This window comes from Paenibacillus sp. MDMC362 (assembly GCF_003269305.1).
GTDB lineage: Bacteria > Bacillota > Bacilli > Paenibacillales > Paenibacillaceae > Paenibacillus_AQ.
This window is the reverse complement of record NZ_QLYT01000008.1, coordinates 281,858-305,885: the sequence shown is the minus strand read 5'-3', so window position 1 is coordinate 305,885 and position 24,028 is coordinate 281,858. Positions and strand designations below refer to the sequence as shown.

General features: G+C 52.3%; 20 protein-coding genes. 15 read left to right on the top strand and 5 right to left on the bottom strand.

The window, feature by feature from the left end:
• Window positions 1–112: 112 nt before the first annotated feature.
• Window positions 113–1,549 carry a MocR-like pyridoxine biosynthesis transcription factor PdxR gene (pdxR, locus tag DP091_RS03685; protein ID WP_113057108.1) on the bottom strand — a complete coding sequence of 479 codons (1,437 nt, stop codon included), beginning with the start codon at window positions 1,547–1,549 and terminating at the stop codon, window positions 113–115.
• A gap of 306 nt (window positions 1,550–1,855) precedes the next feature.
• On the opposite strand from pdxR, the gene DP091_RS03680 reads away from it, so the two are divergent.
• The 15 genes from DP091_RS03680 to DP091_RS03610 all read left to right on the top strand — a co-directional run bounded on the left by DP091_RS03680 (window position 1,856) and on the right by DP091_RS03610 (window position 17,452).
• Window positions 1,856–2,317, top strand: a complete 462-nt coding sequence (locus tag DP091_RS03680; RefSeq protein ID WP_113057107.1) for a hypothetical protein — start codon at window positions 1,856–1,858, stop codon at window positions 2,315–2,317.
• Between the two features lie 14 nt (window positions 2,318–2,331).
• Entirely contained in the window at window positions 2,332–2,940 is a 609-nt protein-coding gene (locus DP091_RS03675; RefSeq protein ID WP_113057106.1) for a DUF1349 domain-containing protein, read from the top strand.
• Between the two features lie 216 nt (window positions 2,941–3,156).
• Entirely contained in the window at window positions 3,157–4,059 is a 903-nt protein-coding gene (locus DP091_RS03670; protein ID WP_113057105.1) for an alpha/beta hydrolase fold domain-containing protein, read from the top strand.
• A 190-nt stretch (window positions 4,060–4,249) separates the two neighbouring features.
• Window positions 4,250–4,438, top strand: coding sequence for a hypothetical protein (locus tag DP091_RS03665; protein ID WP_113057257.1), 189 nt, complete (start codon window positions 4,250–4,252; stop codon window positions 4,436–4,438).
• Window positions 4,439–4,672: 234 nt separating this feature from the next.
• A complete protein-coding gene (locus DP091_RS03660; protein ID WP_113057104.1) occupies window positions 4,673–5,647 on the top strand; it encodes a Gfo/Idh/MocA family protein in 975 nt (324 codons plus the stop codon).
• Between the two features lie 340 nt (window positions 5,648–5,987).
• Complete coding sequence (locus DP091_RS03655) at window positions 5,988–9,662, top strand: nitrate reductase subunit alpha (RefSeq protein ID WP_113057103.1); 3,675 nt, start codon at window positions 5,988–5,990, stop codon at window positions 9,660–9,662.
• The gene (gene narH, locus DP091_RS03650) at window positions 9,652–11,187 is read left to right on the top strand and encodes a nitrate reductase subunit beta (RefSeq protein ID WP_113057102.1); all 1,536 of its coding nucleotides are present in this window, start codon (window positions 9,652–9,654) and stop codon (window positions 11,185–11,187) included. Before DP091_RS03655 ends, narH begins: the two co-directional genes overlap by 11 nt.
• Complete coding sequence (gene narJ, locus DP091_RS03645) at window positions 11,180–11,758, top strand: nitrate reductase molybdenum cofactor assembly chaperone (protein ID WP_113057101.1); 579 nt, start codon at window positions 11,180–11,182, stop codon at window positions 11,756–11,758. The genes narH and narJ overlap by 8 nt, the downstream gene beginning before the upstream one ends.
• Complete coding sequence (gene narI, locus DP091_RS03640) at window positions 11,745–12,437, top strand: respiratory nitrate reductase subunit gamma (protein ID WP_071223731.1); 693 nt, start codon at window positions 11,745–11,747, stop codon at window positions 12,435–12,437. Before narJ ends, narI begins: the two co-directional genes overlap by 14 nt.
• A gap of 51 nt (window positions 12,438–12,488) precedes the next feature.
• The gene (locus tag DP091_RS03635; protein ID WP_113057100.1) at window positions 12,489–12,953 is read left to right on the top strand and encodes a GAF domain-containing protein; all 465 of its coding nucleotides are present in this window, start codon (window positions 12,489–12,491) and stop codon (window positions 12,951–12,953) included.
• A complete protein-coding gene (locus DP091_RS03630) occupies window positions 12,950–14,032 on the top strand; it encodes a sensor histidine kinase (RefSeq protein ID WP_113057099.1) in 1,083 nt (360 codons plus the stop codon). Before DP091_RS03635 ends, DP091_RS03630 begins: the two co-directional genes overlap by 4 nt.
• Complete coding sequence (locus DP091_RS03625) at window positions 14,029–14,676, top strand: response regulator transcription factor (protein WP_113057098.1); 648 nt, start codon at window positions 14,029–14,031, stop codon at window positions 14,674–14,676. Before DP091_RS03630 ends, DP091_RS03625 begins: the two co-directional genes overlap by 4 nt.
• A gap of 167 nt (window positions 14,677–14,843) precedes the next feature.
• The gene (locus DP091_RS03620; protein WP_113057256.1) at window positions 14,844–16,358 is read left to right on the top strand and encodes a nitrate/nitrite transporter; all 1,515 of its coding nucleotides are present in this window, start codon (window positions 14,844–14,846) and stop codon (window positions 16,356–16,358) included.
• 51 nt (window positions 16,359–16,409) lie between these two features.
• Complete coding sequence (locus DP091_RS03615) at window positions 16,410–17,135, top strand: YwiC-like family protein (protein WP_113057097.1); 726 nt, start codon at window positions 16,410–16,412, stop codon at window positions 17,133–17,135.
• A gap of 80 nt (window positions 17,136–17,215) precedes the next feature.
• Window positions 17,216–17,452 carry a DUF6953 family protein gene (locus DP091_RS03610; protein ID WP_041621962.1) on the top strand — a complete coding sequence of 79 codons (237 nt, stop codon included), beginning with the start codon at window positions 17,216–17,218 and terminating at the stop codon, window positions 17,450–17,452.
• A gap of 108 nt (window positions 17,453–17,560) precedes the next feature.
• Here the strand turns inward: DP091_RS03610 and DP091_RS03605 are convergent, their stop codons facing one another.
• The 4 genes from DP091_RS03605 to DP091_RS03590 form a co-directional block, all read right to left on the bottom strand.
• Window positions 17,561–20,050: a glycoside hydrolase family 38 N-terminal domain-containing protein gene (locus DP091_RS03605; RefSeq protein WP_113057096.1), complete on the bottom strand. Its 2,490-nt coding sequence runs from the start codon at window positions 20,048–20,050 to the stop codon at window positions 17,561–17,563.
• A 14-nt stretch (window positions 20,051–20,064) separates the two neighbouring features.
• The gene (locus DP091_RS03600; protein WP_113057095.1) at window positions 20,065–21,078 is read right to left on the bottom strand and encodes an ROK family protein; all 1,014 of its coding nucleotides are present in this window, start codon (window positions 21,076–21,078) and stop codon (window positions 20,065–20,067) included.
• Entirely contained in the window at window positions 21,075–22,958 is a 1,884-nt protein-coding gene (locus DP091_RS03595; RefSeq protein WP_113057094.1) for a class I mannose-6-phosphate isomerase, read from the bottom strand. The genes DP091_RS03600 and DP091_RS03595 overlap by 4 nt, the downstream gene beginning before the upstream one ends.
• A 123-nt stretch (window positions 22,959–23,081) precedes the next feature.
• A complete protein-coding gene (locus tag DP091_RS03590; protein ID WP_113057093.1) occupies window positions 23,082–24,014 on the bottom strand; it encodes an AraC family transcriptional regulator in 933 nt (310 codons plus the stop codon).
• Window positions 24,015–24,028 lie beyond the last annotated feature (14 nt).

Below are 24,028 nucleotides of genomic sequence, written 5' to 3'. Positions count from 1 at the left end.
TCGTGGGCGTTCTTTTTTGTCAACAACTCCTTTAGTGATTCATCCAAGGTTTAGGACTGATAGCCGCCGTGGCTACCATAAAGGACAGGCTGGAGAGAACAGCCGGTTCTGCCTATTGAATCGTGGCGCGCAGAGCTTCAGCGAACCTCGTTATTCCGGATGGGATATCCTCGGCTCTGGCACGGGCATAAGTAAATCTCACATAACCGGAAGCGGAACCGTACACGCTGCCTGGCGCAAAAATTACGCCTTTTTGAATGGAAGTCTCCAGCAGCCTGCTGTCATTTACGTTCGGAACGATTTTGCACCAGAGATGCAGGCCGCCATCGGGCACATGGAAATGGACCAGCCCTTGCAGTTCTTTCTGAAGGGCCTCGATCAGCAAATCCCGCTTGTACAAGAGACTTGCTCTTAGCCTATCCAGGTGCGGAGCAAAATAGGAAGAATTGAGGAACTGTCCGGCCAAGCTTTGCGGCACCACGCTCAATCCGAAATCCATCTGCTGCCTGGCGTCCGCAAGCCGCTCCACCACGGAATTCGGGGCGACCATCCAGCCTACGCGGAGTCCGGATGCGGCTATTTTTGAGAAAGACCCGATGTACAACACCGAGCCGACGGAATCCACCGATTTTAAGGGGACAGGCGGAGAACACTGATAGGCCGTTAGACTGAAGGGATCATCCTCCACGATCGGCAGCCCCAGCTCACTAGCCGCATCAAGCAGCTGCGATCTTCTCTCATGGTCCATAATAGTGCCCGTAGGATTCTGAAAATTCGGATTGATGAATATCATCTTGATCCGGTGTTTCTTGTACAGGGAGCGGATGTCGTCCGGTTGTACCCCTCGTTCATCGACCGGGAGCCTGAACAATCGGAGCCCTGCGGATTGAAACATCGGCAGCGAATAACAATAGGATGGATCCTCGATGGCCACAGCGTCACCAGGTGAAAGCAAGCACTGTGTAATCAGATACAGCGATTGCTGGGATCCTGACGTAATCAGGATGGACGATTCGGTAGTATGAATCCCGCGATATTTTTGGAGATAGGTAACCAATGCTTGTCTGAGCGGACCATATCCTTGCGGATTGTCATAACCGAAATAGGACAGACTGGGTTTCTGGCCCATCAATGTATTCATCTCTTGAATTGGCGCCAAATCGCCGGCAAGCTCTCCGCTGGCAAAATCAATCAGAGAAGGATCGTGCGCCAACGCTTCCCGAATCCGGCGGAGAAAGGGGGGATTAGGCAGGAAATTCCCTCCCTCAGCGTAACGGCGCCAGTTCGGCGTATGCTTCGGCGTAGCTCCCCACTTGGAACTGCTGACCCGCGTGCCGCTCCCGGAACGGCTCTCTATAATTCCAAGCGCCCGAAGCTCGGAGTATGCCAGAACCACGGTGCTTCGATTAACCCCGATTTGCTCCGCCAGTTTTCGTTCGGAGGGGAGTAAACTGCCTGGCGGAAACTCACCGTATGATATTCTTTGCTCCAAAGCATCAGCAATTTGCTGATATAGAGGTTGTGTGCTGTTGCGATCCGGCTTCCACACCTTCCTCATCCTTTCATAAACATATTCAGCTGTTTCTGTCTGTAATAATAATCATATCACCATGCGTAAATGAAGGGTTTTCATAATTTCATCATTACGATGACAAATATCCGGCAATCCGCTAGAACCTAAGAGGTTGTATCGATTATATTGTCCGCGCTTGAAGCGGGTGACGCTACATCGGAAAACCAGATAGCGGAATACAACGTAAGCCGGACCTATCATCCGGTTGATTTGACTTCAAGCGAAATGGGATTACACTAAAAGAAACAGAATGCAGCGATGTGAACGAGGGGGATGGATGGGATGAACCAGGAACGACATGATTCCAGCGGAGAGCTGCTCCTGAGTACACATACCCCGGAACAGTGGAGGAGGAGGAGGCAGGAGCTTAACGAATGGATCAACAGGCCCAAGGTGCGCAAACAGCCCAAACGGACGCGGTTATTCGGCGATACTTCTGTCGATGAGCAGTTATATCCGATATTGATCCAGCTGCAGAGGGCGGGATTGGACACCGAGTTTTCCTGCGCTGGCGTAAGCCCGCTGGATGAACCCGTTGATCATTCCCTGTATGCCTACCTGACGTTTTTCGCGAGCGGTCCTGCGGAGAAGTTCGCGAACATTCTGACGGGAAACATGAGACATCGAGTGCTGATTACCTATGAGCCTGCCCGTCAACGCTATGACGTGTCATCGTTTTTTATCGGACATAACCGTTCCTTCTGTCTGCTTCTGCAGCACAGTGCGGATCAGTTACTAATATAAGGAGTCGTGATCGAATGACGAGAGGCATCATTGAATGGGGTTCGGGCGAATGGACAACCGAACCGGTATCGGTGACAAAAGAAGGGTACCATCTGAAGGTAGAGTCGAGAGAAGGCAGCGATTATTGGGAGAAAACCTTGTACGGATTTCAACGCGACAGCGGGCATTCACTGCTTACCTCGTGGGATCACGATGCGGCCATGGAGGTCACTTTTGAATTGGATTCCTTTACAGAACTTTACGACCAGGCAGGGATTATGCTAATGAACGCTCCTGGACAGTGGATCAAAGCCGGAATCGAAATCAATGACGGAATCCCCCAGCTGGCCACAGTTGTCACCCATGAATATTCGGATTGGTCACTCGCACCCGTTCCGGAGTGGGTTGGCGAGCGTGTCACGATCCGTGCCTCCAGGCTGAATGACGCAGTCATCATCAGGGCGAGAGCCGGGAAGCATCCTTGGCGAACGGTCCGCGTGGCCCCTTTCCCCGCCCGAACAGACAGTCAAGCAGGGCCTTTTGTCTGTTCGCCGACCCGTCCCGGTCTGATCGTGACCTTCACGCGTTGGGCTATCACGAAGCCGGACAGCGACATTCATGTGGATCCGTCGATTGAAGAGTAGGAATAGAGACAATCTAGACTCTCGAGATTAACCAACAGTTCTTACGGCAAAAAGACTTCACCCATCATTTCGTGATCGGTGAGGTCTCTTTTATATGACAGATTGGTCTGTATCAATTGACACAGAGGGCATGCTGCGTGTAGTGATATATTGAGGGTGGACTTACGAACCTGCGACATATATATTGATCACGTCCAGCAAAGGGGATAAAACCATATGCCAAGCAAAGAAAGTGTTGCTATTAAAGAACGGCTGACCGCAGAGGGATTTCATCATAAATGGGAACATGCCGGAACGATTCGGCAATATATCGAAACCTTGCCTCCGTATCCTGCACTTTCAGAGGAACAGGAAGGATTGGAAACCCGTTGTTTTCACAGCGGATCCGGCTTGAGTATGAATTATTATATATCGCATGGCGCGATGGAACAGGGGACTCTCGTTTATGTGCACGGCGGAGCTTATATCGAAGAGATTCTTCCACCCCATTTCGCTTTTGCCAAACAGTGGACGAAGCGAACCGGATTCACCGTCATCATACCGAATTATCCCACCGTCCCGGCTATAGATGCAAAGAAGCTGACGGGGCTGATGCGCGAATTTTACAAGTACATCTGCACCCAGACGGGGAGACCGGTATTTCTAATGGGCGATTCGGCAGGTGGGGCGCTCGCACTCGATATGGCTCAATCCGTAAAAGGAACGCCGCTTGTCCCGAAGGGAGTAATTCTGCTCTCGCCATGGACGGATGCAGCCACGGACAACCCCCAGATTGCCGCGCTCGCTATACCGCAGCGTGACGTCTTTCTGCAGCCGGCCGGGCTCGGAGAGGTCGGAAGGATGTATGCAGGAAGCCTTCCTATGGACGACCCGGTGGTCAGTCCTTTGTTCGGCGAGATGGGAGCCCTTCCCCGAACGGTCATACTCGTCGGAACCGATGACTCCTTGCTGCCGGACGCTCGTTTGCTGCGCGATAAGCTGGTCCGAGGAGGCGTTGATGCCGAGTATTGGGAATACGAGAACATGATGCATGTGTGGCCTCTGTTTCCGATGCCTGAAGCCGAAGAAGCACTGGAGCGGCTGCATCAATGGGTGGCGTGCGATGGAGGCCAGCTCTAATGGAGGGTGAATGACCATCCAATTGGATGGTCACAACTGTCGCGCAATTGGATGGTGTGCATTAGTCGATTGTTCATTATAATGAGGCAGAAATGACAAATGAATGATCATTACGGTTGATCCTGATGCCTCAGGTTCTATAATAGATTGTATATAATGAATAATCGAATGGGGTTGTTTGTGGTTGGTTATGTATATTATCGTCATCGCGCTGGCATTAATTGGGGGAGTTTCCACGCTCCTTGTAGGATTATCTCAGGAGAATAAGAAGGCAAACCCGAACTATGAGCGGAAAACAAAAACCAATATTACGAAGCTGCTCATCATTTATCTTGTTTCGTTAATTGCGTTTATTGTGATATGGATGATTTTTAGATAACTGTAGAGGCCGTAACCTGGAATGATGATCGGGGAGCGGCCTTTTTTATTCCGAGAAAGGACTTGCGGGCAAAGCCGGCGAAACATGGTGCTTGCCAGACTGTCCCGGTATTATTTTATTTATGGTGATCATTGCTTACTTTCTGATGCGGGTTGTGTTCACTTCATGATGGTTTATGAATGGATGAGAAGAAAGGGCAGCATCACTAATCGATAAGGGAGGTCTTAGGATTACATGGCATTAAACATAGGAATGATCGGCACAGGCTGGTTCAGCAAAATACATGCGGATATCCTGTCCAATATGGATGGAGTGAATGTTGCGGCTTTTGTCGGGACGAGCCAAGAGAAAGCGGAAGCAGCAGTAAAGAACTACGCCACGGCCAGGGCATATAGTGATGTTGGGCAAATGCTGGATAAAACCAAGCCGGATGCGGTTTATATCTGCGTTCCGCCGTTTGCGCATGGCGAGATCGAATCCCAGCTTGTGCAGAGGGGTATTCCATTTCTAGTAGAAAAGCCGCTTGGGACAAACCTGGCTACACCCAAACAGATTTTGCATGGGGTGAAGAAGGCTGGATTATTGACATCGGCCGGGTATCATTTTCGTTATACGGATGCAGCCATGAAGGCTGCCGAGATGCTGAATAGCCGGAAGATCGGGATGGCACTTGGGTACTGGATGGGAGACATGCCGCAGGTATACTGGTGGAGGCAGCAGGAAGGATCCGGAGGTCAATTTATCGAGCAAACCACTCATGTGGTTGACCTGCTTCGGTGCCTGCTGGGAGAAGTGGATGAAGTATATGCGGCGTTCGCTCATAGAGCCATGCAGGACATTCATGAGGGAGTAACGGTACACGACGTGGGTACCGCGACGCTGAAACTAAGGAGCGGGGCCGTGGCAACGATTTCCAATACCTGCATGCTGCCGGAATCGGATAAGGTAGGCTTGGCCATCTATACGGAGCAGGGAGTCATTGACATTCAACCCGATAAACTCATCGTCAAGGAAAAAGGAAGAATGACGGAAATCCGCAATGCAGCTAATCCTTATCTTCGAGAGAGTGAAGCTTTCATCCATGCGCTGCGCACAGGCGATGCTTCCGGAATCTTATCGACCTATGAGGATGCCGTCAAAACGATGGAAGTTACCTATGCGGCTTTGCGGTCAGCCGAAACGGGAGTACCGGTAAAGGTCGGGGAATGATCATGAACCCTTCACCGCGGTCTGTCTGAAAAAGTACGTCGATCGACGTTTTTCTTATGTATGTCAACCAGATTCATAATGATTGCCTTAGGGATGTCCCATGAGATCTTCAGGTCTTATGGGGCATTTCTTTTTTTGCTCAAAAAGCGCTCCGTGCACGAATCGTTCCTTTCGAAGGGGCTGTCCGGGCGACAAGCCATCAACAAGGGAATTCTCTTAGGAATATAGGTGTTTCCCTAATAGGAACCGGGGAAGAAGCCACCCATAATAAAGCTATACGAAGGACGGCACATTGATTCCCCAATCATTGTCATTCAAGCAGAAGGAGTTGAACTGTCCTATGAAACGAAAGTCGGGGCTGAAGTTCTTCAAGAGGATGGAAAGCTATTCTGACAATTGGTCCGTTCTGGAGGAGAAAAGCAGGGAATGGGAGGATATGTACCGCAAGCGCTGGTCGCATGACAAAGTGGTGCGGACAACGCATGGCGTGAACTGTACAGGCTCCTGCAGCTGGAAGGTTTTTGTGAAGAACGGGATCATCACTTGGGAAAACCAGCAGATTGATTATCCCTCCTGCGGGCCGGATATGCCGGAATTCGAACCGCGCGGATGCCCGCGCGGAGCTTCATTTTCCTGGTATGAATACAGTCCGCTGCGAGTGAAATACCCTTATATGCGCGGCCGGCTATGGCATATGTGGAAAGAGGCCTTAAGCCAACACAGCGATCCGATCGCCGCTTGGGCCAGCATCGTCGAAGATCCGGAGAAATCGAAGTCCTATAAACAAGCACGGGGTAAAGGCGGTCATGTCCGTGTGTCCTGGCAGGAGGCCACGAAGCTGATCTCCGCGCAGCTCATTTATACGATCCGCAAATACGGGCCGGACCGCATTGCCGGTTTCACCCCGATTCCGGCCATGTCGATGATCAGCTATGCTTCAGGTGCCAGATTCATTTCTCTGCTCGGCGGCGAAATGCTCAGCTTCTATGACTGGTATGCGGACTTGCCGCCGGCATCTCCACAAATCTGGGGAGAGCAGACCGATGTGCCGGAATCCAGCGATTGGTACAATGCCGGTTACCTGATCATGTGGGGCTCGAACGTACCGTTAACGCGGACGCCGGATGCCCACTTCATGACGGAAGTGCGATATAAAGGCACCAAGGTTGTGTCGATCGCGCCGGACTATGCCGAAAACGTCAAATTTGCCGATAACTGGCTGGCTCCGAATCCCGGAACGGATGCGGCTATTGCGCAGGCCATGACGCATGTCATTTTAAAAGAATTCTATCATGAGCGCCAGGAACCGATGTTCCTGAATTATGCGAAACAATATACGGATATGCCTTTCCTGATTCTATTGGATGAGTTTGAGGGGGGCTACAAGGCGGGACGCTTCCTGCGGGCAAGCGATCTGGGCGATGCCTCTCAGCATGCCGAGTGGAAGCCGGTGATCATCGACGAGAATACCAATGAAATCACGGTTCCGAACGGCACGATGGGACAGCGCTGGGAGCAGGACAAGAAATGGAACCTGATCCTGGAGCGCGAGGACGGCTCGGTCATTGTGCCGGCGCTGTCCGTGGAGTCTCAGGGTGGGGAGTGGCAGACGATTTCCTTCCCGTTCTTTGACAACAACGCCAACGGCACCTTCAAACGTCGAATCCCGGCGAAGACCATTCAGCTGGCGGATGGAACGGAGCGTCTGGCGGCAACGGTTTACGATCTGATGCTGAGCCAGTATGGAATAGGGCGGGCAGGCAGCGAGCTCGATGCAGACGGATATAAGGATGCAGACTCCTTTTATACCCCGGCCTGGCAGGAAAAAATCACCGGTGTGAAACCATCGGTCGTCGTCCAGATTGCCCGGGAGTTTGCGCAGAATTCGCTGGAGACCGGGGGACGCTCGATGATCATCATGGGCGCCGGGATTAACCACTGGTTTAATAGTGACACGATTTACCGTTCCATTTTGAATCTGGTCATTCTTACGGCGTCTCAAGGCGTAAACGGCGGCGGCTGGGCGCATTACGTCGGCCAGGAGAAATGCCGCCCGATCGAGGGCTGGTCCACGGTCGCCTTCGCGAAAGATTGGCAGGGACCGCCGCGTCAGCAAAATGCGACCTCGTTCTTTTATTTTGCGACCGACCAATGGAAGTACGAAGAAATGGGGGCCGATTCGCTGAAATCGCCGACGGGCGGGGAAATCCGTTACCAGCATCCGGCGGATTACAACGTGCTTGCCGCGAGACTTGGGTGGCTTCCGTCTTACCCGCAGTTCAACAAAAACAGCTTGAAGTTTGCGGAGGAGGCAGCGCAGCTGGGGAAAACCACCCATGAGGACATCGTGAAGCATACGCTTGCGCAAATCGTCTCTGGAGAGACCCGTTTTGCGGCAGAGGATCCGGATGCACCGGAAAACTATCCGCGTTCATTGTTCGTTTGGCGCTCCAATCTGATCTCTAGCTCGGCCAAGGGTCAGGAATATTTCATGAAGCATTTATTGGGCGCCTCGGACAGCCTGCTCTCAACGCCGAATGAAGAGGATAAACCGGAAGAAATGGTGTGGCGCGAAGAAGTCGAAGGCAAGCTGGACCTGCTTGTTGCGCTGGACTTCCGGATGACATCAACGCCGATGTACGCAGATGTAGTCCTTCCTGCAGCGACCTGGTATGAAAAAACGGACTTGTCTTCAACCGATATGCATCCTTTCGTGCATCCGTTTAACCCGGCAGTAGATCCGCTCTGGGAATCACGGTCGGACTGGGATATCTACAGAACGATTGCCGAGGCCTTCTCCGACATGGCAAAGACCCATCTTCCGGGAATATATAAGGACCTGGTCAGCACTCCGCTCTCTCATGACTCCATAAGCGAGATCGCCCAGCCATACGGTGAGGTGAAGGATTGGCGCAAGGGTGAAATTGAGGCCGTACCTGGCAAAACAATGCCCAATCTGACGGTGGTTGAGCGGGACTATACGAAAATTCACGACAAATATATTACGCTCGGTCCGAACCTGGCTACAGGCAAAGTCGGAGCTCACGGCGTCAGCTTCTCGGTCGCCGAGGAGTATGAAGAGCTGAAGCGTTTGAACGGAACGTATTACGACGACACCATCAAAAACGGCCTGCCCAAACTTCATACGGCAAGAAATGCGGCGGACGCCATTTTGAATCTGTCTTCGGCCACGAACGGCAAGGTATCGCAGCGAGCCTGGGAATCAGCGGAGCAGGACACCGGCGTGCAGCTGAAAGACATTTCCGCGGACCGCGCTGCAGAGCGCATTACGTTCCAGAGCATTACGGCCCAGCCGCGGGAAGTCATTCCGACGCCGGTATTCAGCGGATCGAACAAAATGGGAAGACGATACTCCCCGTTCACAACGAATATTGAACGGTTCGTACCTTTCCGCACCCTGACCGGCAGACAGCATTTTTATATCGACCACGAAATTTTCCTGCAGTTCGGCGAAGCGCTGCCGGTGTATAAACCGACGCTTCCGCCAATGGTATTCGGGCCGCGCGACAAACAGATTACCGGGGGAAAGGATACACTCGTGCTCCGATATCTGACACCGCATGGCAAATGGAACATTCACAGCACCTACCAGGATAATCTGCACATGCTGACCCTGTTCCGAGGCGGCCCGACGGTATGGATTAACAACGATGACGCAGCGGCGAACGACATTCAGGACAATGATTGGCTGGAAGTATACAACCGCAACGGCGTTGTCACCGCCCGCGCCGTCGTCAGCCACCGGATGCCGAAAGGCACGATGTACATGTATCACGCGCAGGATAAACACATCAACGTGCCGGGCTCGGAGATTACGAAGGATCGCGGCGGCAGCCACAACGCGCCGACGAGAATCCATGTGAAGCCGACCCAGATGGTCGGGGGCTACGCCCAGCTCAGCTATGGTTTTAACTACTACGGACCGATCGGCAACCAGCGGGATGTGTACGTGGCTGTCCGCAAAATGAAAGAGGTGGATTGGCTTGAAGATTAAAGCGCAGATCGCCATGGTCATGAATTTGGATAAATGCATCGGCTGCCACACGTGCAGCGTCACCTGCAAGAGCACCTGGACCAACCGTCCGGGTGCGGAATACATGTGGTTCAACAACGTGGAAACGAAGCCGGGCATAGGCTATCCGGTCCGCTGGGAAGACCAGGAGAAGTACAAGGGAGGCTGGACGCTGAAAAAAGGCAAACTGCAGCTGAAATCCGGCAGCAAGCTGTCCAAAATCGCGCTCGGCAAAATTTTCTACAATCCGGATATGCCGGAAATGAAAGATTACTATGAGCCGTGGACTTATAACTATGAGCATTTGACGAATGCCGGGGAGAAGAAGCATCAGCCGGTGGCCCGTCCGAAATCGGCCGTGACCGGCGAGACGATGAATCTGGAATGGGGTCCGAACTGGGAAGACGATCTGGCGGGAGCCCATGTCACCGGCCCGAAGGATCCGAATATCGAAAAAATCGAGGAAGAGATTAAATTCAACTTCGAGCAGGCGTTCATGATGTATTTGCCCCGCCTGTGCGAGCATTGCTTGAACCCGAGCTGCGTAGCGTCCTGTCCTTCCGGTGCGATGTACAAGCGGGATGAAGACGGCATCGTGTTGGTGGACCAGGAAGCCTGCCGCGGCTGGCGGTACTGCATGACGGGCTGTCCGTACAAAAAGGTATATTTCAATTGGAAAACGAACAAGGCCGAGAAATGTACCTTCTGTTTCCCGAGAATTGAAGCCGGGCTGCCTACCGTATGCTCCGAAACCTGTACAGGACGTATACGGTATTTGGGCGTTCTGCTGTACGATGCCGACAAGGTACAGGAGGCAGCTTCCACGCCGGATGAGAAGGATCTTTATCAGGCCCAATGCGATCTGTTCCTGGATCCGCATGATCCTGCCGTAATCGAGCAGGCCCGAAAGGACGGATTAACCGAAGAATGGATCGAAGCTGCCCAAAATTCGCCTGTCTATAAACTAGCCATTGAATACAAGCTGGCCTTTCCGCTCCACCCGGAGTACCGGACGCTGCCGATGGTTTGGTACGTACCGCCGCTCAGTCCAATCATGAACTACTTTGAAGGCAGAGACTCGATCGAGAATCCGGACATGATTTTCCCTGCAATTGAGGAGATGCGTACGCCGATTCAATATCTCGCGAATCTGCTCACGGCAGGGGACGCCGTGACGGTGAAGGATGCCCTGCAAAAAATGGCGATGATGCGTTCTTATATGCGCGCGCAATCGTCGGGGGCTGAGTTTGATGAGACACGGTTAGCGCGGGTTGGCTTGACCGCCTACCAAATGAAGCAGATGTACCGTCTGCTTGCCATCGCGAAATACGATGACCGGTTTGTTGTCCCGACTTCGCATAAGGAAAGCCATATGGATGTTTACCGTTCGCAGGGTTCCGAAGGCTTTAGCGCAAGCTGCGGCGGTTGCGGACCGGAAGGACTGCAGGGCAAAACGGGCAAAGAGCTGTACGAAGAAAACTTCTACGGGGGGATCTGGCGTGATTAATCTCGGAAAGCTGCATGATTATAAACATGTTTTCGGTTTTTTCGCTCAGCAGCTCGCGTATCCGGAAAAGCTGGATTTCCACCCGTCGGTTATGGAGGAGTCGCTTGACGCCTCTGACCCGGCCTATGAATCCGTCAGAACGTACTGGACGACCATGCATGAATACAGCATGGAAGAGATTGAAGAGCTGTACGTCCAGACCTTCGACTTTCAGGCGAAATCCACATTGTATATGACCTATTATAAATTTGAGGACGGCAGGGAACGTGGCCAGATGCTCGCCAAACTTAAAGAGACGTATGAGAGGTTTGGTCTGGGCATCGCGGGCTCGGAACTATCGGATTATCTCCCGCTGATGTGCGAGTTTCTATATGCAGCGAATTGGCAGGGGCACGAGAAGGAAGCTGGAGAGAGCCTGGATTTGATGCTGGCTGTCATGGAGGACGGCACCTATCATCTGCTGAAAGCTTTGAAGAAATATAAGAGTCCGTATCTATATCTCATTCAGGGCCTTCGTGAGACGTTCAAAGCATGTTTCAATCAGGAGGAGGCGGCTCATGAGCATGATTAATCAGTTTCTGTGGGTCATTTCCCCCTATATCTGCCTTGCCGTGTTTATTGTCGGTCATATTTACCGTTACCGTACGGACCAGTTTAACTGGACGGCAAAATCCAGCGAGTTTATCGAGAAGAAACATCTCAAGCTGGGCAGTCTCATGTTTCATTTAGGCATCATTCCTGTTATCGGAGGGCATGTTGCAGGCTTAGCTATCCCTCAATCCTGGATGGAGTCACTGGGGATCAGCGACCATATGTATCATATCGGGGCGGTGTATATTGGAAGCGCATTTGGCTTTCTAACGCTGGGAGGCATGGTATTGTTAACCGCCAGGCGGTTCACCATTCGTAATGTCCGAAAACTCAGCACCGCTTCGGATATGCTGGTTAATGTCCTTCTGCTGTTTATCGTATTTATGGGGATGTACAGCACGCTGGTCACGAACGCGGTGCAGCCGGAATTCAATTATCGGGAAACGGTCTCCGTGTGGTTCCGTGGATTGTTTATGCTCCGTCCGGATGCTTCGTTGATGGTGAACGTGCCGCTGTCGTTTAAAATTCATATTCTGGCCGGATTCGGCATTTTTGGCTTATGGCCGTTTACCCGGCTGGTGCATGTGTGGAGTGTTCCGTTGAATTATGTGGGGAGAAGATATATCCTTTATAGAAAGCACCGTAAATTTGAATCGTAGAGCGGAAGAAGGCTGTTTGGCCTTCTTTTCTACGTCAGGGGAGTAATGGAAATGAAGAATCAGCCGATCTTTAATTACCAAAGTGAAATGGATAAGCTTCGAGCCCGGTTTCAATTCGATTTCGTGTCCATGGCGTTGGTGCAGCCGGCTGAAGACCGATTTGTATTAACCTGGCAGTATGCCTCGGGAAATATAAACGAGAGGTACAAGCGTATCGTTTTACATTCCGGCAAAGGCATCGCGGGCATGGTTTTTAAGACCGGAAAACCGATGCTGATTCAAAACGTGAATGTCGATATTGAATCGAGGGACTTGTATAATTATCCGATCATCGTTGCCGAGCAGTTGAAAAGCCTTGGCGCAATACCGCTGTGGGAAGGCTCTCGCGTCAAGGGGGTTTTGCTTGTGGGATATCGTAAGGAAAACGTGCTGGATCCAAGGTCCTTTGAGTCGTTTCAGGAAGGAATGGGAACGGAATTTGGTGCTTTTTATGCCAAGGAGGTATCACAGCCTTGATTCAGATGACGGATGAGCATTTAAGCGATTTGCTTAGAAGCATGTATCAGAATAGCATGGAGGCCATTTTTTTTATCGACGAAAAGGGCAGCGTGGTGGCTATGAATCCGGCTGCGGAGAACATCCTTGACATTGATGTGATTGAGAGGATGCAATCCGGTGCGGATGGTTCCTTCTGCCAGACCTGCAAAGGCTATACCGATGAACAGGATCTCATAACCTGCTCCACATGTTATTTGGATTATCCGGATGGAGAGTTTTCATCGTTCCAGGTCTATCTTAAGACGCGCGTCGAAGGCATCGTTCCCTATGCGGCCAGTTACCATACCATCGATGAAGCTCGCGGCATCCGGGTGATGATGCTCCTTGACCTGACGAAGCAGCAGAAAACACAGGAAATGCTGCAGCGGACGAATATGCTGAAATATGTCATCAAGGCACAGGAGGACGAGCGTAAGCGGATATCCCGCGAACTCCATGATAGCGTGGCTCAAGAGCTGCTTAGCTCACTGGTCGACCTGCGTGTCGTTAAATATATGGATGTAGGCGAGGATGTGCTCAAGAAGCTGCATCAGACCGAGGTGTCTTTAACCCGGCTTCTGGATGACATCCGGCATTTATCCGTTGAACTCAGACCTGCTTCATTGGATGATTTGGGGCTTGAGGCTGCATTCCGCTCTCATTTTAAATGGATCGGGAAGAATTACGGAGTGCTTGTTGAATTCTCTGCGGAGTTAGCGGCAGCCCGCTACGGCAGCGAGATTGAAACGGTTGTGTACCGGGTATGCCAGGAAGCGGTGCTGAATGCCATGAAATATTCAGGAACGGACGAGGTGCATGTACGATTATGCGAAGTGAATGGCCACCTTCAGCTAACCGTCAAGGACCGTGGCGTTGGGTTTAATATGGTCATTGATGAAGCCAAGGGAACCGGGCTGGGACTGTACGGGATGCGGGAACGCGCGGAGCTCGTCGGGGGTCAGTTTATTTTGCTGTCCGCTCCCGGTGAGGGTACGACGATTCAGCTCAACATTCCGCTTACGAACGGTGACGACAACCCGGAGGTGATGGTTACGTGAAAATTGTGATTGCGGATGATCATGCCGTGGTCCGCAGCGGATTTTCCATGATTCTGAATTACCAGGAAGACATGGAGGTTGTCGCGACGGCGGCAGACGGTATGGAGGCATACACCATGGTGGCGAAGCATCGGCCGAATGTGCTGTTGATGGATTTAAGCATGCCCCCCGGCGAAAGCGGGCTGATTGCGACCGGCAAGATCAGCAGCGACTTTCCGGAAACGAAAATTCTGATTCTAACCATGTACGATGATGACGATTACCTGTTTCATGTTTTAAAAAACGGGGCTTCAGGCTATGTGCTCAAAAATGCGCCGGATGATGAATTAATCTCCGCCATCCGCATGGTGCATAAGGGAGGGACCTATATTCATCCCCAGATGGCGACTTCCCTGGTTCGGGAGTTTATTAAGAAAGATAGTGAGAGCGCGGAGCAGGATCCGTTTAACAGCCTGTCCAAAAGGGAGATTGAGATCCTGCCTCTGATCGCCAAGGGTTATGGCAATAAGGAGATTGCGGAAAAACTGTTCGTATCGGTCAAGACGGTAGAGGCGCACAAGGCCAAAATTATGGAAAAGCTGAATTTGAAAAGCCGTCCGGAGTTAGTGGAATATGCGCTCAAGAAAAAATTGCTGGATTTTTAGTCCTTACATATGCAATAGGGCGCAATTAAGGGTCATGGCTTTAAGGAATAGGGAAGTTCCCCGGAGAGATTCAGGGAACTTCCCTATTAGCATTGTGAATAGGTGCACGTACAATAGGAGCTGGGGATCAATATGTCATTCATTACGCTTTGGAAAAGGTGATGGAAATGATCAAAAAGGTGCAGCTTCCGCTGCAAACAATGAATCTGGTGCTTGGCTTTATGGTATGGGTCATCATCTCCGCACTCTTGCCGTTTATTCGCGAGGATATCTCCATTGCGGCCGACCGCCTCGCTATTCTGACGGCTATTCCGGTGGTGCTGGGTTCGGTCCTCCGGATTCCGCTCGGCTATTACGCCAATGTGGTGGGAGCGCGAATTGTTTTTATCGCCAGCTTTATCCTGCTGCTGTTTCCGGTCTATTTTATCAGCTCGGCTACATCCTTTACGCATTTGGTCATCGGCGGCTTGTTCCTGGGGATCGGGGGGGCCGTGTTCTCGGTCGGCGTGACTTCACTGCCTAAATATTATGCGAAAGAGAAGCTCGGACTTGTAAATGGGATATACGGGATGGGCAACATCGGCACCGCCATTACCACGTTTGCTGCACCGGTCATCGCGACTCAGATCGGATGGTCCAAAACCGTCCAGCTGTATTTGGTTCTGCTGCTAATCTTTGCCGTGCTAAATGTAATCTTAGGCGACCGTAAAGAAATCAAAGTGAAAACACCGATCATGGAACAGATCAAGGGTGTATATAAAAACGAAAAATTGTGGTTCTTCTCTCTTTTTTATTTTATTACGTTCGGTTCGTTTGTAGCCTTTACGGTGTACTTGCCGAACTTTCTGGTTACCCATTTCGAGCTAGCGAAGGTGGATGCCGGGATGCGGACGGCAGGGTTCATCTTGGTAGCAACTATATTACGTCCTGTAGGCGGCTGGCTTGCAGATAAGTTTAAACCGCTGTTCTTATTAATGGGCGTATTCATAGGGCTCACGGCTGCGGCCATCCTGTTGGCATTCTCTCCGTCCATTGGCTTGTATACGGCCGGCTGCTTAACCATTGCCGTGGGTGCCGGGCTTGGAAACGGGGTTATTTTTAAACTCGTGCCCCTTTATTTCAACAAGCAGGCCGGCATTGTGAACGGTATCGTGTCCATGATGGGCGGTCTTGGCGGATTCTTCCCGCCGCTGATGCTTTCCTTCATCCATTCGGCTACGGGGCAGTATTCCATTGGATTCATGGCTTTATCGCAGGTTGCGCTGGCCAGTTTCGTTATTGTCGTATGGATGTACTATCAGGACAAACTCTCCGTACAATCCGAGGTGTTTAACTCCACCGGCCAGGGGATATTGGTTACGGATCGGAGCGGAAAGATCAATGCCGTCAATCCGGCATTCACGAAGTTAACGGGATATTCGGAGGAGGAAGTACTCGGCAAGAATCCGAGCGTATTAAAATCCGGAAGACAAACACCGGCGTTTTATCAGGCGATGTGGTCTGAAATCATGGAACACGGAAGCTGGCAGGGGGAGATTTGGAACCGCAGGAAGAACGGGGAAGAGTACTTGGAGCTGCTAACGATTAACGCGGTAAGGGACGAATCGGGCGACATCGTTCAGTATGTGGGCACCTTCAGCGATATTACTTATCATCCGCCTGGCCGTTGTTCGAATGGCTGAAGATATGAATCGTAACGGGGATGAGTCTATGGATTGGAGAGGGAGAGACACATGAAAAAGACGAGGTTTGTCATACCTCGGGAGCATGGTGGCTGGGCCATGGTCAGCGTACCCTATATCCTAGGAATGGCGGCAGCCAAGCCGGTCTTTCTGCACCTTCCGCTATTTATGGCGTGGTTAGGTTTGTACATGGCATCCTATCCGTTTCTGCAATCCTTAAAGAAAACATCCCAACGTAAAGCATGGATATCCTGGGGAAGCGTTTATGCCCTTATCGCTATTGCGTTTCTCATTCCGGTGCTTGTCTTCAAACCGATGATGCTCTGGTTTGCGCCTGTGCAACTCATCCTGATCATGGTGAATGTTTGGCATGTCCTTCAGAAATCGGAGCGTGCGCTGTTAAATGATATTTGCGCGATTCTGCTGTTCTGTACCGGAGGCGCAGCTGCTTATATGCTGGGAGGCGGTGGTTTCGATTCGATCCTTGCCGCCGTTATCGGGTATAATTTCCTTTATTTTATGAGCACCGTCTTCTTTGTCAAGTCGGTCTTCCGTGAACGAAAAAACAGACGCTGGACCGTATACGCAAAATTGTATCATGCTGTGATGTTGTTTCTGCCGATCATCTTCGGGAATCCATGGATGTGTCTGCTATTCCTATTTCCGTTCATTAAGACGTTATTATATTCCGGAAAAGTAATGAAGCCGATGAAGGTCGGAATCATCGAGATTGTAGGCTCCGTTCAGTTTTTATTGCTGTCCATCATTTTGATGTAGTCTGCCGTTTTCATAAAAAACGATTCTATCGTCCAGTCTGTTATAATAAGTGAAGGTATACAGAAGGGAACGATGTTAATATGACATATACAGCGCAGCAGGTGGCCGAATGGATGGTGGAGGAGATCCGGTTTACGGGTAATTTGTATCAGACGGAGGCCATCCGCTATGTACGCGAGAACTTCGGAGAAGAATTTGTTTTCGTGAACGAAAACGGAAACGCCTCGCTGTCCAAGGACGTGAAGAAGGCATTCCGCAAACTGCATGGCGGACGGATTGCTTGGGATCGCGACGGATTCATGTGGGCGTGGACGTAGTCTTGGTGAAAAAAATAATAAGGACAGAGAGACCGCTTAAGGGTCATCCTGCCTTTCATAATGAGAACAGCTGCCTTGAAATCCGGGCAGCTGTTTTTTCATCATGACTTATTTAATTCGGTGAACCGTGAATTGTCCGGTTGAAGCGTGCAGAGTCTTCGCAGCCTGCTCCGGGTCCAGCTGGTGATGCCGCTCTACCGCATAACGGAACTCATAGAAACCGCCAAGCGTCGCTTTGAAGTTCGTTTCCCAGTAGTTGGTCAATATCCAGGCATACGTGGAAGGACGGCTGTCCGCCGGCTGCATGGTGTGAAGCTGACGAGGCTCGTGCTCCAGCGTTCCCAATTGTACGAGCGGCGTGTCCGTCATGGACAGGGCCAGCGCTTCCCGGTCTATAGCCGAGTGCCAGAATATTCCTTCCTGCACGCTGGTGTAATCCAGGCAGCTTCCGGGAATTTGATCCTTCCAAGGCCGGAAATGACAACCGGCTTTTTCCACGTATAACTCGGCTTCAGTGCCCATGGAGAACGGCAAAGCCACATAGACATTTTCCGGCAGCCAGACGCTGTCCTTGTGGAAGCGTACGGACACCTCGACCCGAGGCTGGTTGGCAAACATCTTGATGTGGAGGGCATAGTAGCTGAGTCCCTTTACGTCGAACACCAGCTCGACCAGGGCAAATAACGGTCCGTTGTCCAGCACGGTGACTCGGGTCAAGCGTCCGGTATCCCGCTGGACGTTCGTGCCCTTCCGGTTGCGTCCCATGCGGCGGCGGGTTGAGCATATTTCGGACGGATTATGCTCATCCTGTGCCGGGGTTACCTCATAGATGGGGGTGAAAGGCGCGTGCTCGCGTGCGCCGTCCAGCAGGTCTGCCGAGCGCGTCTTATCGATCCAGGCCGTAATGCCTTCGTTCATCTCCCATTCGATCCGGAAGGATTCGGATTCGATCGAACGCTTGCCCACCACAATCGGATAAGGAGTTGTGGGCTGAGTCTGGATGTCGGCGATTCCTTCGCACGCAATCGGTTCGGTGTTGCGCGCAGTCACCATGTTCCCGGAAGCGGAGAGTGCATCCGGTGTTTCGTGCGGATGGATATAAAAGATCCGGGACTCATCCGGTTCAAGCGAGAGCTGCGTAACAAGCGCCCCCGTGTGTGTCAATTGGTACGGTAGCGCCTGCCCGGTCGTTTCGTCGATGAGCTCGAACTTTTTCTTCAGGATCACGTGTTCCCAGCCATCCACCGGAATGGCGACCAGCAGCGTCGCCGCGGCCGGTTCCGTATTGATCACCTCGTAGCGCAGGGGACGATGGGGAGCGAGCAGCGCGCCCTGACGGGCTACGAGCGCTTTATCCAGCGCCCGGTAAGCCAGCTTGCTGGCTTCCGCCGCATAGGCCTGCTTCCGTACCTCCAGCATTTGCACCTGCGGATGCCATGGCTCATATACGGAGGAATGATAGCCCCATGTATGCTCGGCATACATGGTCAGCGCCTGTGACGTTTCCTCGATCTCGGCCAGGCTTGCCGCACCATGGACCGGATCTAGCCGCTTGACTTTGCGAAGCGTGCGCTGGGCATCCCGGTAAATCTGGGTATGCATTGCTGTTGAAGCGACCCCATCCGTCCACCAGTCCGGCCAATCCCCCCGGTATACCGGAAGCACGGACAGGTCCTCCTGTTTCAATGCCGCAAAAAATTCGGACAGCGTAGCCATCTTAATGGTGATTTGGTCGCCGTATTGTTCATTCCATTTCGTAATCCACTCCGCGATATCCGCATTAGGGGATGCATTGTCCGTGCCCAGGCCGGAGACCATGACCGGAACGAAGGAATACGGATAGGATTCTTGCTCGAGATTCCACAAATATCGGTTAATCCGTAAAGCAGCGATCTCGTTATGACGTTGCTCAGGCTCCATCTGGTTATGCTGAAGCTCGTCCTTGATGATATATTTGCCCAGTGCATCAGGGCAGAACCCGAGCTCGTTGCCAAACATATAATGTTCGCCGTTCCAGACAAGCAGCCTGCCGCCATTCGGGCTTTCCCACCAGAACGGGGTTTGTTTGCGGCCCAGCGGATACATGCCGTGATGCGTATGGATGCAGGAAAACAGATGCTCGATGTTATTTTGCAGCAAGCTTTCGGCATACCCCCAGCTGTATCCGTTAATGTCGGCGGTCATGGCGCTGTCGATCCGATGTCCGAAGGTCTCCGCGAACCTTTGCGCCTTGCCGTGATTCCGCAGAAGGAGGTTGAAATCCGGGAGCTCGGTCATATTGAGATAGGTTCCGGACAGTTCGATGTCGCCACGCTTTACCGCTTGTTGAAAAGCTGCCTTTTCTGCCGGAGTCGCGGCTTCGAGAAATTTCTCTACGGCCCAGAAGGTCTCGCAAGTCCAGCGGAACGATTCCCATTCCGGGCGCTCCCCGCGTTGTGCGGCTTCCGTGATATCTAGTGCCTGGCGGATAAAATCAACATGGTACTGCTCGATTCTCTCTTGTCGTTCCGTGTAGCCGATATCCGTGTGGGAATGATGGATGACATAGATCGTCCAGGGACGGGCGGGTCGATGACCGCCTTGGGTGGATTGGTTCATATATTAGTGACCTCCTATGGATTAAAATGAGGAGCGGATCCATGATGATCCGTATCCTCGAATAGCTTCTCAATGCCGTTAAACACAGCCGCCGTCCCGTCTGCGAGCGCGTGAACGGGAACGGCATGCTTGCCCAAAGCCAGCTGGAAATCCCTTTCCCATAAGGGCAAGCTGCCCGAAATTTGTCCGCCCAGCACTAGGCGACTCGGTTGGAACCCGGATAGATAAGGCCGTAACATTTTCCCCAGATTACTGCCGTATTCCCGGAATAAAGCCTTGGCTTGCGCATTACCGTGTTTGGCTGCTTCAGCCAGATCGGCTACATCGATCCCGTCAGCCAGGAGACCACGTTCCGAAGCCATGTTCAGAATGCCCCTTTTCCCGAAATAGCTGTCCACGATATGATCCCGGTAAGGCTCCGCAAACAGCATTCCGCTGCTTGGGATACCGTGCCTGCCGGCTACGATTTGACCATTCTCCACAAAGGCAGAGCCGAGACCTGTACCGAGCGTAAGACATAGGAGACGTTCCGATGGGAACCGAGTGGAGGCCCCAAGGCCGAACATGAAGGCATCATTGCCGAACCGGATATCGGCGGCGGTCAGACGGTTCATCGTGACGCCCGGGAATGATGATTTGAGGCTCTGAAATTCGAAACGGAGCATATCCCGTACCGACTGCTTGAACAGAGCGTCATATTTGCCTAGGCCCTGAAGGAGCGCAATGCCTTTTGCGTAATCGAAGGGCCCCGGAAATGCAAAGCCGATCCGGATTGAATCATGATAATCCAACGGCCGGAAGGCCGAAGCGTGATAGTGGATCAGATCGTGACAGGCTTGGGCGAAGCTGGCAATCGTATCCGCCGCGGCTCCTTGCGATTTCGAAGGCCGGGTTATGAACGAGCCGGGGATTGGCAGCCCGTTCACGATGAGCGCTCCCTTCAAAGCGGTGCCGCCGGCATCAAGCGCGATGGTGATGGGGGCAGGGGAGGGCACGCTTTCTGGATCGGCGCTATCCTTGCGGTTCATGCATATTCCCCGCTTTCTGTTGGCCGGAAAGGCGGAAGCAGCGGAGTATCCCAATCGGGATTGACCCTGGCTGCAATCAATGCGCAGGGAGACCCGGACAGATTCTCCAGACGGTATTCGCCTAAACATGCCGGAACGATGTAAGATTCCGCATAGCCCCATTCAACGGCCGCACTCTCGTCCCCTGCCGGCACGAGACGGACGCGTTCGCCCTCCACGAGATTGTACATGACGAATTCTCCTTGGGTGTCTGCTTTCCATGTTTCCTGCAGATTCAGCCTGCTGACCTGGAACAGAAGATCCTCCCGTTGACCCAGCAGCTCCTCCGAGCTGCCCCCTTGACGGCTTACGACGGTTGGCCGGGCGATTAGCCCGCTTTCTACCGCAGGCGTATTCATGGCGTCATTGATATTGCGGCGCGCATGCTCAGGGTTCATCGGGCGCGGTTTGCCATCCGCGTCCCGGCGCAGATAATCGTAGATCTTGAACGTGAACCACCAGGTGGTCGAAGAGATTTCCAGCACCAGATTATCCCTGCCGGAGCAGTGGACCGTGCCCGGTGGAATGAGGTAGAGATTCCCTGTTTTCGAGGCGTACTCGTTAACGTAGTCGGAGAGCTCAAGCGGCTCTTCCCGAAGCTGGGCGTCTTCCACTGCTGCAAGCAGCCGTTCGCCGCTTATTCCTTCCTTTAACCCGAGATACACCTTGGCTCCCGGGGCATTGCGCATGATGTAGTACGATTCTTGCTGCGTCATATGCTCATTGAACTGCGACTCTGCATATTCCTGCAGCGGATGCACCTGAAGCGACAGCTCGCCGCCCTGCATCGTATCCAGATAATCAAACCGGATCGGGAAGTAGTCGCCGAATAGCCGGACATTACGCCTTCCCATAATCTCTTGAGCCGCTGCCTCCATGAGCAATGTGAACGGAACCTCGAAGGTGATATCCTGCACGCACAGCAGAAGCGTGTTCTCGGGAGCGATAGGCTCAAAGCTCCAGGCGCAGTTGGGCCATTCGTCGGGAAGACCGCATAATTTCTTAAGATATTGACCGCCCCATATTCCCGGGGCAAAAAACGGCTTGACCCGAAACGGCTGCCGACTTGCTTTGCGCAGTACGTTTGCCAAGGCGGCAGCCGGCAGCCACACCGGCTCTTCCGGACGATTTAAGTCCATGTAATACGCTTGGTTGTCGGAGTGTTGGGCATGATGGGTATGATGGGCTAACCAGTCGCGACGGTAGGTCTCCCAGACGGGCCATTCGAGAAATAAACAATTCTTGTAAGTCTCAACCTTGTCGAAGGAGCTGCCCAAGCCGAAGCTGCCCATATGCTGGGCATGGCGCCGCTGCTGGTTTTCGCGGGAGTAATCGGCGTAGAAACGAAGGTCCGGGGTCCGGCCTTGAAGCAGCGAAGCGCCGGGTCCGTGCAGTACGTATATGCCGCGCATCGCGTCAAATTCAAGCGCAATTTTATTCAAGGCTGGCCGTGCGTCCTGTTGAAAATATTGAATGGGGCGGACATCGGTTGCTTTGTAGCCGAATGCCCGGTTATCCGTCAGATAAGGAGCCATCTCGGCCCGGAGCTCGGCTTCGGGTTTGACGTAATGGGACGTGGAATCGCATACGAAGGCGATGCCTTCTTGCTCACAAGCTTGCTGAAGCTTGGCCAGCAGTTTATCGAAATCGGCGCCGTGTGTTCCGTCAAGCGTAATGAAGATACTGCGTTTTTCCTGTGCTTCATGCTGGGAATTTTTTTGTTTATAGATCGACAGGATAAACGAGCACCATGCGTCGGTCCCATTTTTCATAAATTGGGGTTCGCTGCCAAAGTCCAAGTGGTTGATCGGGTGTGATTGAAAGGTCGTTGCAGGTTTCATGGATAAATGGATCCTCCCTTCCGGAATGTCGGTTACGACTTCATTGTAGAAGGCATGGGCGGATCCGTCTTTATAAAAAGAGGAAGTGTTTTTGTACGATCAGGACATCGACGTTTCTAGCCATTAAAGCTCGGAGTCGTAACGGCCTTCCGAAAACTGGGAACGCCGGAAGCGGGCCGGGGTTACGCCGAGTTTGGACGTAAACACCCGGGTGAAGTAGTGCACGGACTCAAATCCGCAGGAGACGGCAATTTCTTTGATCTGCCGGTCTGTATTCAGAAGCAGGTGTTTCGCTTGCTGCACGCGCTGCTCCTGCACATAATGAACAAAGGATTGATGTCCGTATTTACGGAACAGCCGGGTCAAATGACGGGTCGTAACGTGAAGATGGCCAGCCACCCGCTCCAGCGAGAGCGGCTCGCCCAGATTATCCTGGATAAACAATTCGGCCTGATGAAACATCGAAGATCCTTCTTCGCGTGCTCCAAGATCGGAAGGTTCTTGGTAGAAACCGGGACCGTGGGCAGCCAGAATCGATAATAAGAGTGAAGCTGCCAAGCTGTTCAGCATATGCGGCGGGTGCTGCTTACCGCCAGAGCCCGACCGAAACATCGATAACAGCGAAAGCCACAAGAGTCCGGACGCTTGCCCGGCATCTTCCTGAAGCACCGGAATGCCTTGGATGGCTAACCTTCGGAAAGCAGCCGTATGGAGATCGCTGTTTGCTGATTCATCCAGTTCAAAGGCAACATAACATAAGGCCAAGCCCTCCCTGCTCTTAATTTGGTGCTGGATGCCCGGCCTTGAGAGGAACAGGGTGCCCGGATGAAGATGGAACTCTGTCTCGTTTTCGATATACGAGCCGCAGCCTGTCAACACGTAACAAGCTTCAAAAAAAGAATGCTTATGCTCCGTATTGTCGTAGTGGCGCGGCATAAATCCCCAGTAGTGGATCCGGACGCTCAGTTCCTGCTGTTCAATGGAGTTCAGGGTTCGGTTTAATATGGAATTGGCCCGTTTGAATAACGGGATGAAAGTTTCGTCATCGATTTGCATGGGAGAGGGTGCTC

Coding starts and splice junctions, on each gene's coding strand:
- DP091_RS03615 (WP_113057097.1), top strand. CDS start 16,410: ATGAAAAAGACGAGGTTTGTCATACCTCGGGAGCATGGTGGCTGGGCC.
- DP091_RS03590 (WP_113057093.1), bottom strand. CDS start 24,014: ATGCAAATCGATGACGAAACTTTCATCCCGTTATTCAAACGGGCCAAT.
- narI (WP_071223731.1), top strand. CDS start 11,745: ATGAGCATGATTAATCAGTTTCTGTGGGTCATTTCCCCCTATATCTGC.
- DP091_RS03600 (WP_113057095.1), bottom strand. CDS start 21,078: ATGAACCGCAAGGATAGCGCCGATCCAGAAAGCGTGCCCTCCCCTGCC.
- DP091_RS03595 (WP_113057094.1), bottom strand. CDS start 22,958: ATGAAACCTGCAACGACCTTTCAATCACACCCGATCAACCACTTGGAC.
- DP091_RS03675 (WP_113057106.1), top strand. CDS start 2,332: ATGACGAGAGGCATCATTGAATGGGGTTCGGGCGAATGGACAACCGAA.
- DP091_RS03670 (WP_113057105.1), top strand. CDS start 3,157: ATGCCAAGCAAAGAAAGTGTTGCTATTAAAGAACGGCTGACCGCAGAG.
- DP091_RS03610 (WP_041621962.1), top strand. CDS start 17,216: ATGACATATACAGCGCAGCAGGTGGCCGAATGGATGGTGGAGGAGATC.
- DP091_RS03620 (WP_113057256.1), top strand. CDS start 14,844: ATGATCAAAAAGGTGCAGCTTCCGCTGCAAACAATGAATCTGGTGCTT.
- DP091_RS03660 (WP_113057104.1), top strand. CDS start 4,673: ATGGCATTAAACATAGGAATGATCGGCACAGGCTGGTTCAGCAAAATA.
- DP091_RS03635 (WP_113057100.1), top strand. CDS start 12,489: ATGAAGAATCAGCCGATCTTTAATTACCAAAGTGAAATGGATAAGCTT.
- DP091_RS03665 (WP_113057257.1), top strand. CDS start 4,250: ATGTATATTATCGTCATCGCGCTGGCATTAATTGGGGGAGTTTCCACG.
- DP091_RS03655 (WP_113057103.1), top strand. CDS start 5,988: ATGAAACGAAAGTCGGGGCTGAAGTTCTTCAAGAGGATGGAAAGCTAT.
- DP091_RS03605 (WP_113057096.1), bottom strand. CDS start 20,050: ATGAACCAATCCACCCAAGGCGGTCATCGACCCGCCCGTCCCTGGACG.
- DP091_RS03680 (WP_113057107.1), top strand. CDS start 1,856: ATGAACCAGGAACGACATGATTCCAGCGGAGAGCTGCTCCTGAGTACA.